Raw genomic sequence first — 14,677 nt, forward strand, 5'->3', positions numbered from 1 at the left:
GGCGTCAGCCCTTGATGCCGGTCTGCGCGATCCCCTGCACCAGCCAGCGCTGGAGGAAGAGGAACACGAGGAGCAGCGGCAGCAGGGAGATGGCGGTCGCCATGAAGATCAGGTGGTAGTTGACGGTCTGGTTGGTCATGTACGACGACAGCGCGACCTGGACCGTCCAGGCGCCCGGGTCCTGGCCGATGACCAGCGGCCACAGGAAGGAGTTCCAGCCGTTGATGAAGGTGATCGTCGCCAGCGCCGCGAAGAAGTTCAGCGAGTTGGGTACGACGACCCGCCAGTACGCGCCCCAGTAGCCGAGCCCGTCCACGCGTGCCGCCTCCTCCAGCTCCTTGGGGAACCCCAGGAAGTACTGCCGGAACAGAAAGCACGTGAAACCGCTGAAAAGCCCCGGGATGATCAGACCGCGGTAGCTGTCCACCCAGCCGAGCGACGAGACCAGCACGAAGCTCGGGACGAAGGTGACGGCGGTCGGCACCATCAGGGTGAACAGGACGGCGTAGAAGATCTTGTTGGCGTGCCGGTAGGGGATGCGGGCCAGGCCGTAGCCGGCGAGCGAGCACACCAGCAGGGTGCCGGCCGTGTGCAGGACGCCGACGACCAGCGAGTTCACCATCGACCTGCCGAAGTCGACCGTCGGGTCGCGGAAGGGTTCGGTGATGTTGCCCCACTGGATGTCGGAGGGGAAGAACTTCCAGTTCTCGCCGGTGATCTCCGGGTCCGTTGACAGCGCGTTGCGCACCAGCAGATAGAACGGGATCAGGAAGAGCACGGCGGCGACGCCGATGGCGAGGTACAGACCGGTGGAGCCCAGCGGGCCGGTGCGCCGGACCCGGCGCGGGCGGCCGGCCGGCGGCGGTGCGGCCCGGCCGGTGCGGGGTGCGGTGGTGCTCACCTGGACTCCTCTCCCCGGCCGAATCCCATGAGCCTGCCCTGGAACAGGGTGACCACGCAGATCAGCAGGGTCAGCATGACCGCGCCCGCGCTGCCCGCGCCGTAGTCCTGGTTCTGGCCGAGGGCCATGTAGTAGAGCTCGACGAGCGGTGGCCGGCCCCAGGTGGTCTTCGACAGCAGGTTGAAGAACTCGTCGAAGGCCTGGTAGGCGGCCACCAGCAGCAGCAGGACCACGGCGGTCGAGGTCGCGCGCAGCTGCGGGAGCGTGATGTGCCGGAAGGTCTGCCAGCCCCGCTTCGCGCCGTCGATCGCGGCGGCCTCGTACAGCTCCTGCGGGATGTTCTGGAGGGCGGCCAGGAACAGGATCATGTAGAAGCCGGACTGGAGCCACAGCCGGGCGGTCACGACGACCAGCCAGTACCACGGCGGGTCGGGGTCGGCGAGCCAGGCGATGTTGTCCACGCCGAACCAGCCGATGACGGTGTTGGCCAGGCCGAAGCGGACGCCGTTGAAGAGGGACATCTTCCAGATCAGCGAGGCGGCGACATAGCTGCACGCGGTCGGCAGGAAGAACACCGAGCGGAAGAACGCCCGCATGAAGCGCATCCGGTTCACCAGCAGCGCCAGGCCCAGCGAGAGCGCCCAGGTGGTGGGGACGATGAGCGCGGCGAACACGGTGAAGGTGAGCAGCGCGCCGGTGAAGTTGCCGTTGTCCAGCATCTGCCGGTAGTTGGCGAACCCGGTGAACTTGTCGGGGGTGACGGTGAAACGCGCCTCGAAGAAGCTGAGCCAGACACTCCAGCCGATGGGCACGTAGACGAAGATCACCAGGCCGATGAGGAAGGGGCCGGTGAAGAGCCAGAAGTTGAGGGTGGGGCTGGACCGCGGGCCCCGCCGCGGCCGGGGCGGGGCGGCCTCGGCCGGGGCGGGACGGGTGCGGTCGAGCCTGCTCGTCGTCGACATGTCGGGGTCGGTCCGCCGGCCTATCCGAAGAGCTTCTCGAGCTCGGCGGACACCGTCTTCTCGGCCGTGTCGAGGGAGGCCTTCGGGTCGCCGTTCTTGCGGACGCAGTCGGCGAAGACGTTCTCGGTGGCGGTGATCATGGCCTGGGTCCAGCCGATGTTGTCGAAGTGCCCGTACTCGTCGAAGAGTCTGACGCCGTCGGCGGGCAGACCGGACTTGAGCTTGGTGGCGGACGCGGCGATCGAGGAGCGCGGCGGGATGTGGAAGCCGTAGGACAGGGCCCAGTCCTCCTGGTACTTCTTCTGCTCGATCCACAGCCACTTCACGTACTCCTTGGCCGCGTCGACGTTCTTGCCCTTGGCGTTGATGAACATCGACCAGCCGCCGTTGTAGACCGAGGGCTTGCCCGCGTCGGTGGCCTTCGGGAAGGGGAAGACGCCGAGGTCGTCGCCGAGGGCCTGCTGCATCGCCGGCATGGCCCACATGCCGCAGAACTGGATCGCGCACAGGCCCTGGTTGATGGCGGAAGGGTCCCAGTAGTCGGCCGGGGCGCCCAGCAGCAGGCTGCCGCTGGTGAACAGCTTGCGCATCTTGGTCAGGCCCTCGGCGACCCCGTCGGTGTTGAAGGCGGGCTTGTTGCCGGAGTCGAGGGTGTCGGCGCCGGAGGACCAGATCAGCGGATTGATGACCGCGTGCAGGTCGTTGCCGAGGAAGGCGCCCTTGACCTTGCCGGTGGTGAGCTTGGCGGCGGCCTCGATCAGCTCGTCGAGGGTCTGCGGCACCGCGACCTTCGCCTTCTCCAGCATCGACTTGCGGTAGAAGAAGAACTGCGGGTCGTCGATCATCCGGACGCCGTACACCTTGCCGTCGACCGTGTGCGAGGCGATGTCGGCCTGGTTGAAGTCGGCCTTGACCGGTTCGATGATGTCGGTCAGATCCGCGACCTGGCCGCTCTTGACGAGCTGGATCTGCGGGTGGAACTCGAACAGGTCGGGCGCGTTCGCGGTGAGCAGGGTCGCGAACAGCTTGCTCTCGAAGTCGGAGCCGGTGATCCACTGCGTGCTGACGTCGGCCTTCGGGTAGGCCTTCGCGTACTTCTTGATGGCCTGCTCGGTGCCCGCCTCGCCGTAGGCGTGGAAGTACTGCACGAGACGCTCGCCCGAACCCGAGCCGCCGCCACGGCCGTTGTTGCTGCCGCAGGCGGCCAGCGTGCCCGCGGCCGCCATGCCCGCAGCGGCCCGGAAGAGCGATCGGCGGGACCAGTTGCTGTTGCTCGATGCCGACATGGTGACGTCCTTGTCTTGAGTACGGCTGTGGCTCCACTGCTGCGCCGCCGCCTGGCGGACATTTGCGTTGCGGTGCGGGACGTTAACCTTCGGCTAAGGCTTCGGCAAGGGGTTGGACGAAGTCCGCCCGAAGCGTTGCCTCCGGTTCGGAATCACGAACAAGACTCAGACGTACGGGAGTTGAGGACCGCCGGCTCAGGTAACCGGCGGTCCTCGGTCCAGGGGCGGTCACGGCCCGGTCCGGGCCCGCTCCGCAGCTGCGAACGTCAGGAAGCCGGTGCGGTACGGCTGCGCGCGGGCGTCGCCCGCCGGGGGCCGCGCTGCCCCACCGACTGGAGGGCGCCTTCCAGGGCGAAGGTCGCCGCGCCCAGGCACACCGGGTCGGTGGGGATGGGTGACAGGACGATCTCGGTGGCGGCCAGCGGACGCCGCAGCGCGTGCCGGGCGACGGCCTCGCGCACCGCGAGGACCAGCGGCTCGCCGAGCCGGGAGGCGACCCAGCTGCTCAGCACGACCACTTCGGGGTTGAGGAGGTTGACCAGGTCGGCGACGGCGGCGCCGAGATAGCGGGCGGTGTCGCGGACCACCGCGACCGCCACCGGGTCGCCGGCCGCCATGCCCCGCGCCAGCGCGTCGATGGTGGCCGTCTGGTCCCCCGGATGCAGCAGGGCGCTGCGCGGGCTCAGCTCCCGCAGGTTCAGCATGATCCCGGGCGCACCGACGTACGTCTCCACGCAACCGTGGTTGCCGCAGTGGCACAGCCGTCCGTCCAGCACGAGCGTGGTGTGGCCCCACTCGCCGGCGCTGTTGCTCACCCCCCGGTGCAGCCCGCCGCCCAGGACGAGCCCGGCGCCCACGCCGGTGCCGAGATTGACCACCACCGCGTCCTCGCGGCCCCGCGCGGCCCCGAACCACAGCTCGGCGACCGCGCAGGCGCGCAGCGGATTGTCCAGATACAGCGGATAGGCGATGTGCTCGGCGAGCAGGTCGAGCAGCGGCACGTCGTGCCAGTCCCAGTTCGGCGCGTACTCCGAGAGCCCGCTGTCGCGGTCCACCTGTCCCGGCACGCTCACCCCGACCCCGAGGACCCGGGCCGCCTCGACCCCGGCCTGCGCGACCACCGAGCCGACGGCGGCCGCCACATGGGCGACCACCTGCTCGGGCAGGCTCTCGCCGGGGCGTACGTCCTCCTCCGCGCGGGCCAGCACGTTCAGCGCGAGGTCGAACAGCTCCACATGGACGTACGTCTCCGCGATGTCGACACCGATCAGCGCGCCGCCGGAGGAGTCGACGGCCACCAGGCCGCGGGGGCGCCCGCCGGCCGAGTCCTCGAAGCCGACCTCCGTGATCATGCGCAGGTCGAGCAGCTCGCCGACCAGCGTGGCGACCGTGGCGAGACTGAGGCCGGTGGTCACCGCCAGTTCCTGCCGGGAGGTGGGCGACGCGGCGATGATCTGGCGCAGCACCTCGTAGCGGTTGGCGGTGCGGATGTCGCGTGAGGTGCGCTTCACCGAAAGCCCTCGTTCCTTCCGGTCCCGGCCGGCGCCACGTCGGCACCGGCGCGGCGTCAGGCTATGGGGCGGCCGGGGCTTTCGACAAGGGGTTAGGAAAGGGGGTGTACAAAGTCAGCCGCCCAGCAGGTCCCGGACGAACGCGTTGGTGAACTTCCCGGTCGGGTCCACCTCTTGGACCAGCGCGCGGAAGTCGTCCAGCCGCGGGTAGCGCCCGCGCAGCCGCTCGAACGGCACGGTGAACACCTTGCCCCAGTGCGGCCGCGGGTCGAAGGCGTCCAGCGCCTCCTCCACCCGCCGCACCACCGGCAGGACGGCGTCCGTGTCGTCGGTCCAGGTGAAGTGCAGGGCCACGGTGTCCCGCCCGTACGACGGGCTCAGCCACTGCTCGTCCGCGGCCACGGTGCGCACCTCGCAGATCTGGAGCACGGGCGCGACGTCCGCCCGGACCGCGTCGATCGCGTGCAGCGCAGCCAGGGCGCGGGACCGCTCGATCAGGTACTCCGACTGGAGCTCGGCACCGCTGCTGGGCGTGAACTCCGCCCGGAAGTGCGGCAGCCGCTCGTGCCAGGGCCCCGGCACCCCGAGCTGCTGGGTGCAGTTGACCGCGGGCATCCCCGGCACCGGGTGCAGCGCCTCGGTGGCGGGCGTGGCCGGCGGACGGCCGGCGGGCGGCTGGTCGGTGCGCCGCTTGAGCCACACCTGCCGGAAGCCGGGCGCGCGCCAGTCGGTGAACAGGCTCACGCTGTACGCGGCCGCCATCACCGACTCGAAGTCCAGCCCCGCGAGCGGGAGTTCGATGAACACCTGCTGCTCGACGGTGAAGGCGGGCTCCAGGTCGAGGGTGAGCGCGGTGACCGCACCGAGCGCGCCGAGCGAGGTGACCGCGCCGCCGAACCGGTCGTCCCCGCGCCCGAGGACGAGCGTCGACCCGTCGGCGGTGACGATCTCCACCTCCCGCACGGGCGCCGCGAGCGACCCGTTGCCGACCCCCGACCCGTGGGTGCCGGTCGCCACCGACCCGGCCACGGAGATGTGCGGCAGGGACGCCATGTTGGGCAGCGCGAGCCCGTGCCGGTCCACCTGCCGGGCGAGCTCCGCGTACCGGACGCCGCCGCCGACCCGTACCGTACGGGCGTCCGTGTCGACGTCGATCTCGGCCGGCAGCGCGTCGAGCGAGACCAGCACCCCCTCGCCGCCGGGCTCCGCGATCTCGTTGAACGAGTGGCCGCTGCCCAGCGCCCGTACCCGCGCGTTCCCCGCCACGACCGAGCGCAGCTCGTCCGCCGAGCGCGGCCGGTGCACCTCCTTGGCGGCGTACGTGACATTGCCCGCCCAGTTGCTCACCAGCTCGGCCATGCGGTCGTCCCTCCGGGAAGATCGAGTTCGGGGAATCCCCGTCGAACCTACCTCGTCCCGGCGGACGGCCGTACGGATCCCGGTCCGGGCGTTTTGTCCGCGTCCTGCGCCACGCGGAGGCCCCGCCCGCACCCGCGCGGGACCATGGGCATACCGTGAGGAGTCGTACACCCGAGGCGGAGGAGAAGTCGGGATGGGCAGCCGTACCGCGCTGGTCGAGGATCTGATGGAGCGCTTTCCGCATGTGCCGCGGGAGGCGGTCTTCAAGGAGGACCTGCTCCGGGGCGGCGTGGCCTTCGACCCGTCGGCCCTGAGCGACAACGAGGCCGGTGAGGTCAAGCCGAAGTCGTACTTCATCTTCTCCTTCGACCACGGCACCCTGCCCGAGCTCGGCGAGGCCGCGCTCAGGCGCCCGCCGGAGGAGATCATCCTCACCGGAGGGCCCTACGACCTGCGCCGGACGGTCGTCTCGGTGCGTGTGAACCCGTCCTCGCCCTACCGTGTCGCCGCCGACGCGGAGGGCCTGCTCGGGCTCTACCTCGACGGCCGGCGGATCGCCGACGTCGGCGTGCCGCCCATGCCCGAGTACTACCGGCACACGCTCTCCAACGGGAAGTCCGTCATGGAGGTGGCCCCCACCATCCAGTGGGGTTACCTGATCTACCTGACCGTCTTCCGGGTCTGCCAGTACTTCGGCGCCAAGGAGGAGTGCCAGTACTGCGACATCAACCACAACTGGCGCCAGCACAAGGCCGCCGGGCGGCCGTACACGGGCGTCAAGGACGTGGAGGAGGTGCTGGAGGCGCTGGAGATCATCGACCGGTACGACACCGCGAAGACCTCCACCGCCTACACGCTGACCGGCGGAGCGATCACCAAGACGGTCTCCGGCCGCGACGAGGCCGACTTCTACGGCCACTACGCCAAGGCCATCGAGGAGCGCTTCCCCGGCCGCTGGATCGGCAAGGTCGTCGCCCAGGCCCTGCCCAAGGACGACGTCCAGCGGTTCAAGGACTACGGCGTGCAGATCTACCACCCCAACTACGAGGTGTGGGACGAGTACCTGTTCAAGATGTACTGCCCGGGCAAGGAGCGGTACGTCGGCCGGGACGAGTGGCACAAGCGGATCCTGGACTCGGCCGAGATCTTCGGCGCCCGCAACGTGATCCCCAACTTCGTGGCCGGTGTGGAGATGGCCGAGCCGTTCGGGTTCAAGACCGTCGACGAGGCCATCGCCTCCACCACCGAGGGCCTGCGCTTCTTCATGTCGCACGGCATCACGCCCCGCTTCACCACCTGGTGCCCCGAGCCCACGACCCCGCTCGGCAAGGCCAACCCGCAGGGCGCCCCGCTGGAGTACCACATCCGGCTCCTGGAGGCCTACCGGGCCACGATGGACGACTTCGGCCTCTCCTCCCCGCCCGGATACGGCCCGCCCGGCCCCGGCAACGCCGTCTTCTCCGTGAGCTCCTTCATGGACAGCCTCCCGGCGAACGACACGGCGAAGGAGACCCTGGACAAGGCGTGAGCGGGACCGTGAACGAGGTGTGAGCGGGGCCGCGAACCAGGCGGACGGGGCGGACGGGACCGCGGCGGTGTGACGCGTGATGCACGCGGTGAGTACAAGTGCCGTCGCAGTCCGTACAGTAGGGCGGAGCCGAGGGGGCTTTCGTGTCAGGCCTGCCGCCCGCGCGACCGTCACGCCATGACATCTGAAAACGGCGCTTGTCAGTTGTGACAGAGACGTGAAAGGGTCGGGCCCTGCCGCGAGGTACCCCCCAACTCCTTCGCCGGATACGGCGAGTTGACCTCGATCCTGGATGCAGGAGAACCATGCCCGACCTGCCGACCCCTCGGGACGCCGCCGAGGCCGCACTGTTCTCGGAATGCTGGGACGCGGTGCTTTCCTACGCCGATCTGTGCACGGCCGGTTCCGCGGCCGCCCAGCAACTGGCCAGGGACGCCTTCGCACTCGGCATACGCGAGGCCCGCGAGGCCGAGACGAACGGTCGGCGCGGCGCCGGCCGGCGCCCCTCCGGGCTGCCCAGGATCCCCCTGCTGCTGACCGCCGTACGCACCACGGCGGCCGCCTGGGAGGCCGCGGGCCAGGGACACCGGCTCGACCCCGACCTGCGCCTGTGGCTCAACTCGGACAAGGCCGCCCGCTACACCGGCCCGCCCCTGCACCGACCCATCGCGCTGCGCGGCCTGCGCGACATGCAGGAACCGGACGCGGCACTGCTGTGGCTCGCCGAGGTCGAGGCGATGCCGCTGCGGGCGGTGGCCCGCAGGCTCGGCCTCGACCCGGCCGCCGCCGGCGAGGAACTCGACCAGGTGCGCGGCCTGTTCCGGGACCGCTGCCACCGCAACCACCTCGACACACCGCTCGACGGGGAGTGCCGCAGCTATCGCCGGCTGCTGGACGCGGTCACCCGCTCGCCCGTCGCCGACACCCCCGAGGACCTGTCCCGGCATCTCGCGACCTGCGTGGAGTGCGCCGAGGCCGCGGCCTGTCTGCGACTCCAGGGCGGCGGACTGCCCGCCGCCCTCGCCGGCGGCGTGATCGGCTGGGGCGGCCTCGCCTACCTGGAGCGCCGCCGCCGCGCCGTCGAGGTGCGGCTCGGCACGCCCCCGCCCGAGGACAAGGACGCGGACGGCGACCAGACCCAGGGCGGCACCCACAAGGCGCGCGCCGTGCGCAACGGACTCCTCGTCACCGCGGTCCTGGTCTCGATGCTCGCCCTCGCCGTGTCGATGATGCCCTTCGGTGACGACGGCGCCGACACCGCCGCCGTCGGCGACGACCGCCAGCCGGTGGCCGACCTTCACCCTCCCGTGCCGTCCGGCACCGCCACCCGGTCCGCGCCGGTCACCCACGAGGCCCCGCGGCCCACCGCCGACAGCGCGTCGGCCACACCCAGCCACGACGACCCCGACCCCGAACCCCAGGGCACCGCCTCCACCACCGCGGCCGCCGCGGATCACCCGTCGGCCTCCGCGCAGACCGGCGCGCCCGTCTGCCACGTCAAGTACGACCTCGACAGCGAATGGAGCGACGGCTTCCAGGCCAGGGTCACCGTCACCACCGTGCGGGCCCTCGACACCTGGCAGGTCGCCTGGTCCTTCCGCGACGGCCAGCGGGTCGGCCAGATGTGGGACGCGAGCGTCGCCCAGAGCGGCTCCCGCGTCACCGCGACCGCGGCCGACTACAACAAGTCCGTCGCCGCGAACGGCACCCTCGCCTTCGGCTTCCTCGGCACCTGGCAGGGCACCAACTCGGCGCCGTACGGCTTCACCCTCAACGGTCAGGACTGCGCCCGGTCCTGACCGCCGGGCTCCCTCAACGGGGCCCGGCACGACAAGAGTTCGTTCACCGGCCCCCAGGGTCCGTCCGGCGGATCCCGCCGCACAGACCCTGGTTCCGGCAAGGTCTCAGCGCTTGAGCGTGAAGGTGAAGTCGCCGGAGAGCCTGCCGCTCAGCCGGACCGCCGAGACGAGTCTGCCGTCCGTGATCAGTCTCTCGACCTCGGCCCGTGACAGACCGCAGCCCTCGGCGATCAGCCGCACCGGCCGGACGGGTATCCGCGCCGCGAAGCGGACCGAGACGTCGATCACCTCGCGGTCCAGGTGATCCGATCCGCCGGTGTCCAGGCGCCAGGCGTCGTCCCAGTCGAGGGAGACGTGGTTGCGGCGCCGCACGACCGGGTCCTGGAGCAGTTCCGCCGCCAGGGAGGGGTCGTTGTCGTGCAGCCGGTCCAGCAGCTCGGGTCGTACGGAGCGCACGTTCATCCGCTCCATGACCGTGAGCTTCGTGGTCTCCCCGCATCCGGTGCACAGCGCGAGGAGCCAGACGTCTATGAGTTTATGGTTCGCGTTGACGCGGAATTTGCCGCTCGTGCGGAAACTGTCGGACGCGCACACATGGCAGCGACGGCGAATGAGCGGCAGGCGGACAGGTTCGACTACCCAGTTTTCGAGCACAGAAGTACACCTGATTTCAGTGAGAAGCTCGCAGCAAAAAGCAGCGCGGCACAAATGCGTGACGCGCGACGAATTAGCGCTTGGGAGGTCTCACGAGGTGTACAACGGCATGTCCCTGACTAGACGGCTGGGTTCGCCAGCATGGTAGTGATTCACGACTACACTGCTCCACTGTTTTTCGGACATCTCACCGCCAGGTTCTGTATATCGGCCGGTGTGTCATCACCGGTGATATCGGGGCGAATTGCGCCGGCCGCACCGGTGGGTACGACGAAGCTACGGACAGCCCCGCCCTCCGCGCGTCCGCGCAGGGATCAGCCGGCGGTACGCACGGCGTCGACCTCCGGGCCGCGCGGCTGCGCATCCCGCTTACCCGCGGCCGGGGCGCCGGGCCGCCGCTGACGGCGGAGGCCGCCCACCGGGGGGAAGAGAAGGGGACCGGGGAGGGAAGACCGCACTGCACAGTGACGTGTATGTGCGCATACGCCCCTAGGAGCTCGCAGTCCAGACTGCTCATGGTGATGCCCAGTCACCAACTCGTGAGAAAGGGAGCCGAGCGGGGGTTCCGTATCTGGTCGGTATGGGATCCGTCGCAGTTGGAGGCCGACTTCGCGCCGCGCCTCGAAGAGGCCTCCGAGGAACTGCTGCTCACCGACTTCTCCGACGAGACCGCGCTGCGCGAGACCATCGCGCGGACCGCGCGGCGCAACCGCATCGACGCCGTGCTGCACTGCGGACACGGCAGTTCCGTCCTGCCGGTGGTCCGGGAGGCATGGCGGCTGGGGCTGTCCATGAACCCCCCGGCGGTGTACGAACGGCTCCGGTCCGGCGACGGGGAAGGACAGGTCCCCGCCGGGGCTCCCCGGGTCGGCGTCGAGACGCTGACCGTCGACGGGATCCATCACGTCGTGGGAATGACGGCCCAACGCACCACGGGCCCACCGGACTTCCTCGTGACCGGCTGGCTCCACCCGGCGCCCCTGACCGACGACGAACAGAAGTTCATCTCGGAGGTGGTCGAGGAGAGGCTGACGGCGAGCGGATACCGCTTCGGCCCGGCCCACACGGAGGTGGCGCTGCTGCCCTACGGGCCGCGGATCGTGTCCTGCCGCGCGCACCTGGGCGGCGACCGCATCCCCCTGCTCGTCGAGATCGCGCGGGGATTCGACCTGGAGGCGGCGGTCTTCACGGGTCTGCTGGGCAGCCCCCCGGTCGTGCCGAGAGCCTTCCAGTACGCGGAGACCGGCTTCTTCCTGCTGCCCGAGGGGCGGCTGGAGACGTACACCGGCACGGAGGACATCGCCGTGACCCCCTGGGTCCGCGGAGCCCGCTTCCCCTACACGGCCGGCGACCGGACAGTGCCGGTCGGCGATCCGCGCACCCGGCGCGCCTATGTGGTCGTGGAGGGCAGTACACCGGAAGTCACCCGCGAACGCGTCGCCAAGGCACGGCAGGATCTCGTGGCCGATATCCGGCCGGTTGCCCGGTGACGTGCGCAGGGTAGTTGTGTTTTCCTTCTGCACGAGGCGAAGGCACGGAGGGACGGGGTCGCGGAGCCGACATGCCTGGTGCGTGTGCTCAGCGCGATGATCTACCCTCTGGGGGCGTGTGTCCCATCTCATCGCTGACGGGGGAGGATAAGGTGCGGGCCGCGACATCGGATCACATTGAAGGCGACACAGGTCCCAGACCGGAATTCGCCGTTCTGGGATCTCTGGAAGTCCGTTGCGGCCGCGAACTCATTTCGGTCAACGGGGCGCTGCAACGGCGCGTTCTCGTGATGCTGCTCCTGGAGGCGGGGCGCGTCGTGCCCGTCTCCCGTCTGGTGGCGGCCGCGTGGAACGACGAACCGCCGGACAGCGCCGAGCACCAGGTGCGCAAGACGGTCGCCAAACTGCGCAGCCGCATCCCCCACGGCCCCGACATCATCGTCACCGACGGACCCGGATATCGCGCGGACGTCGAACCGGATCAACTCGATCTGCTGTGCTACCAGGGGCTGTTGCGGCAGGCCAGGGTGGCGCTGGAGGCGGCGGAGCCCGATCGGGCCGCGGCCCGGCTGCGGGAGGCGCTGGCCCTGTGGCGCGGGCCGGTGCTGTCCGGTTCCGGCGGCCGGGTGGTCGACGCCGCCTCGACGGCTCTGGAGGAGCAGCGGCTGACCGCCGCCGAGCAGCTCTACGACCTGTCCATCGACGCGGGCGAGGCCGCCGAGATCACGGGTGAGCTGCGGGTCCTCGTCGACGAGCATCCGCTGCGCGAGACGCTGCGCGCCCGGCTGATGCTCGCCCTCTACCACTCCGGCCAACAGGCGGCCGCACTGGACGAGTTCGCCCGTACCCGGGAACACCTTGCGGACGAACTGGGCATCGACCCCGGCGCGGAGCTGACCGGACTGCACGAGCGCATCCTGCGCCAGGACCCGTCCCTCGCCCGCCCGGAACGCGCGGTGGTGTCCCGTGCCCCGCGTCGGACGGCGGAGGTTCCGCACGCGCTGCCGTTCGACGTGCCGGACTTCTCCGGCCGCAGCGCGGAGCTGGAGTGGGTCTGCGACGCGGCCGGGAAGGCCCAGGAGGGGGCGCCGACGGTCCTGGCCCTGGACGGCATGGGCGGCGGCGGCAAGACGGCACTGGCCATCCGCGCCGCCCACCAGCTGGCCGAGCAGTATCCGGACGGCAGTCTCTTCATCGACCTGCACGGCTTCACACCGGGGCAGACGCCGCTCAGCGCGTTCCAGGCACAGGGGGACCTGCTCGCCGCCGCCGGTGTCCCCAGCGAGGAGCTGCCCACGGTGCCGGCGGGACGCGCCGCGCGGTGGCAGTCGTACATGCGGGGCCGTCGCATGCTTCTGGTGCTGGACAACGCCGCCGCGTCGGAGCAGGTGCGGGAGCTGATCCCCGCCTCGTCCGACAGCCTGGTCCTGATCACCAGCCGCCCGCGGCTGACCGGACTGGACGGAGCCGAATGGATCTCCCTGGGCGCCCTTCCGGAGCCGGAGAGCCACCAGATCCTGCGCAACACCCTCGGTGCCGAACGCGTCGAGAGAGAGCCGGTCGCCGCCCGTGAACTGCTGCGCCTGTGCGGCGGGCTGCCGTTGGCGGTCCGCATCGCCGCGGCCCGGCTGGCGAACCGCCCGCAGTGGACGGTCCAGCGGCTCGTCGAGCGCCTGCGGGACCACGACCGGCGCCTGGACGAACTCACCAGCGAGGGGCGGGGAGTTGCGGGTGCCCTGCTGCTGTCGTACCAGTCCATGCCGCACGAACAGCGCACGGCCTTCCGGCTGCTGGGGCGCCACCCCGGACGCTATCTGGACGCCGAGGAGGCCGCCGCACTGCTGGACACCGATGTGCTGACGGCCGAGGACGTGCTCGAAGAACTGGTGGACGTACGGCTGCTGGAGGCCAGGGAGCCGGGTGTGTACGCGCTGCACGACCTGGTGCGCAGTTTCGTCCAGCGGGTCGCGCAGAGCCAGAAGGCGCCGGAGGACGCGCAGGCGGTACGGCGGCTGATGGACCACTACCTGATCGCGGCGGAACACGCCTGCGACACCCTGTTCCCCGGGCGGCGGACCTTCAAGGACGCCGGCGAACAGGGCCACGGGCACGCCCAGTTCGATCACAAGGACAAGGCGCTCCAGTGGCTCGACCAGCACCGCGAGAGCCTGCTGGCGGCGGTGGACGCCGCGTACCACGAGGGGCTGCTGTGGCATGCCGCGCGGCTGCCGCGCGAGCTGGGCTTCCACTCCAGCATCCGCGCCTACGACGCCAGCGCGAACGCGGCACTGGAGACGGGGGTCAGCGCGTCGCGGCAGCTCGGGGACCGCTCGCTGACCCGGCTGAACCTGATGAATCTGGCCATGGGCAAGTGGCGGCTGGGGCAGTTGAGCGAGGCCGTCGTCCGGCTGGAGGAGGCCGTGGACCTGTCCCGGCAGATGGACGACGTGCACAGCGAGGCGGAGTGCCGGGCCCGGCTGGGACAGGCCTGCAACAGCATGGGGGAGCTGGAACGCGCGCTGCACCTGTGCCAGGAGGCCAACGTACGGGCCCAGGAGCTCGGCTTCACCCGGCTGGACGGCTCCTCGCTGAGCACGCTCAGCCTGGTCCAGGTGCGGCTCGGGCTGTTCGACGAGGCGGCGGCGTCGGCGGAGCGGGCGGTGGCCATCTTCGACTCGATCAAGGAGATCCAGCTCTCCGTGGACGCGCTGAGCAATCTCTCCCAGGCGATCGAGCGCCTCGGCCGCTTCGAGGAGGCGCTCGCCTGGGCCGACGCGGCGCTGGAGCGATGTCAGCGCATGAGCATGCCCTCGGTGCTGCCGCTGGTGCTCGCCCGCAGGGCCGACGTGCTGGCGCGGATGGGGGAGCTGGACGAGGCGGCGGACAGCGCCGACCACGCCCTCGCCAAGGCCACCAGCAGCACGGACGACATCCACCGGGCCACCGTGCACCTCTCGGTGGGGCGGGTGCGCTACGCGCAGGGGGACCTGGAGACCGCGCAGGCGCAGCAGTTGCTGGCCCACGAGATCGCCTGCCGGATGGAGCTGCGCTACGAGGAGGCCTGCGCGCTGTGGGGCCTCGGCCGTACCGCCGAGGCCCAGGGGGACGCGCGGCTGGCGCAGCAGCACCGCTCCGCGGCGGACAACCTCTTCTCCCTCATGAAAGTCCCGGAGAACGCACGCTGAAC

10 protein-coding genes are annotated in these 14,677 nt (G+C 70.6%); 4 read left to right on the top strand and 6 right to left on the bottom strand.

Features of this window, described 5'->3' with window-relative positions:
* Window positions 1–4: 4 nt before the first annotated feature.
* The 5 genes from ABT085_RS06020 to ABT085_RS06040 all read right to left on the bottom strand — a co-directional run bounded on the left by ABT085_RS06020 (window position 5) and on the right by ABT085_RS06040 (window position 6,019).
* Window positions 5–901 carry a carbohydrate ABC transporter permease gene (locus ABT085_RS06020; RefSeq protein WP_351602626.1) on the bottom strand — a complete coding sequence of 299 codons (897 nt, stop codon included), beginning with the start codon at window positions 899–901 and terminating at the stop codon, window positions 5–7.
* Window positions 898–1,863, bottom strand: a complete 966-nt coding sequence (locus ABT085_RS06025; RefSeq protein WP_351602628.1) for a carbohydrate ABC transporter permease — start codon at window positions 1,861–1,863, stop codon at window positions 898–900. Before ABT085_RS06025 ends, ABT085_RS06020 begins: the two co-directional genes overlap by 4 nt.
* Window positions 1,864–1,883: 20 nt before the next feature.
* A complete protein-coding gene (locus tag ABT085_RS06030; RefSeq protein WP_351602630.1) occupies window positions 1,884–3,149 on the bottom strand; it encodes an ABC transporter substrate-binding protein in 1,266 nt (421 codons plus the stop codon).
* A 266-nt stretch (window positions 3,150–3,415) separates the two neighbouring features.
* Entirely contained in the window at window positions 3,416–4,660 is a 1,245-nt protein-coding gene (locus tag ABT085_RS06035) for an ROK family protein (RefSeq protein WP_351602632.1), read from the bottom strand.
* 114 nt (window positions 4,661–4,774) lie between these two features.
* On the bottom strand, window positions 4,775–6,019 hold the full coding sequence (locus tag ABT085_RS06040) for an FAD-binding protein (protein ID WP_351602634.1): 1,245 nt from the start codon (window positions 6,017–6,019) through the stop codon (window positions 4,775–4,777).
* Between the two features lie 193 nt (window positions 6,020–6,212).
* Between ABT085_RS06040 and ABT085_RS06045 the strand changes: the two genes are divergently transcribed.
* The gene (locus ABT085_RS06045; protein WP_351602636.1) at window positions 6,213–7,547 is read left to right on the top strand and encodes a radical SAM protein; all 1,335 of its coding nucleotides are present in this window, start codon (window positions 6,213–6,215) and stop codon (window positions 7,545–7,547) included.
* 305 nt (window positions 7,548–7,852) lie between these two features.
* Window positions 7,853–9,346 (top strand): cellulose binding domain-containing protein, encoded by a 1,494-nt coding sequence (locus tag ABT085_RS06050; RefSeq protein ID WP_351602638.1) that lies wholly within the window; start codon window positions 7,853–7,855, stop codon window positions 9,344–9,346.
* 105 nt (window positions 9,347–9,451) lie between these two features.
* Here the strand turns inward: ABT085_RS06050 and ABT085_RS06055 are convergent, their stop codons facing one another.
* Window positions 9,452–10,000, bottom strand: coding sequence for a DUF1062 domain-containing protein (locus tag ABT085_RS06055; RefSeq protein ID WP_351602640.1), 549 nt, complete (start codon window positions 9,998–10,000; stop codon window positions 9,452–9,454).
* A gap of 539 nt (window positions 10,001–10,539) precedes the next feature.
* Here ABT085_RS06055 and ABT085_RS06060 point away from each other — a divergent pair.
* Window positions 10,540–11,490, top strand: a complete 951-nt coding sequence (locus ABT085_RS06060) for an ATP-grasp domain-containing protein (protein WP_351602642.1) — start codon at window positions 10,540–10,542, stop codon at window positions 11,488–11,490.
* Window positions 11,491–11,642: 152 nt separating this feature from the next.
* The gene (locus ABT085_RS06065) at window positions 11,643–14,675 is read left to right on the top strand and encodes an AfsR/SARP family transcriptional regulator (RefSeq protein WP_351602644.1); all 3,033 of its coding nucleotides are present in this window, start codon (window positions 11,643–11,645) and stop codon (window positions 14,673–14,675) included.
* The last annotated feature ends 2 nt before the right edge of the window (window positions 14,676–14,677 follow it).

The organism is Streptomyces sp. NPDC002265, assembly GCF_040296125.1.
In the GTDB taxonomy this organism is placed as follows: Bacteria; Actinomycetota; Actinomycetes; order Streptomycetales; family Streptomycetaceae; genus Streptomyces.

Excerpts from the sequence above, each read along its gene's own strand:
- ABT085_RS06045 (WP_351602636.1), top strand. The coding sequence starts at position 6,213 with ATGGGCAGCCGTACCGCGCTGGTCGAGGATCTGATGGAGCGCTTTCCG.
- ABT085_RS06025 (WP_351602628.1), bottom strand. The coding sequence starts at position 1,863 with ATGTCGACGACGAGCAGGCTCGACCGCACCCGTCCCGCCCCGGCCGAG.
- ABT085_RS06030 (WP_351602630.1), bottom strand. The coding sequence starts at position 3,149 with ATGTCGGCATCGAGCAACAGCAACTGGTCCCGCCGATCGCTCTTCCGG.
- ABT085_RS06050 (WP_351602638.1), top strand. The coding sequence starts at position 7,853 with ATGCCCGACCTGCCGACCCCTCGGGACGCCGCCGAGGCCGCACTGTTC.
- ABT085_RS06040 (WP_351602634.1), bottom strand. The coding sequence starts at position 6,019 with ATGGCCGAGCTGGTGAGCAACTGGGCGGGCAATGTCACGTACGCCGCC.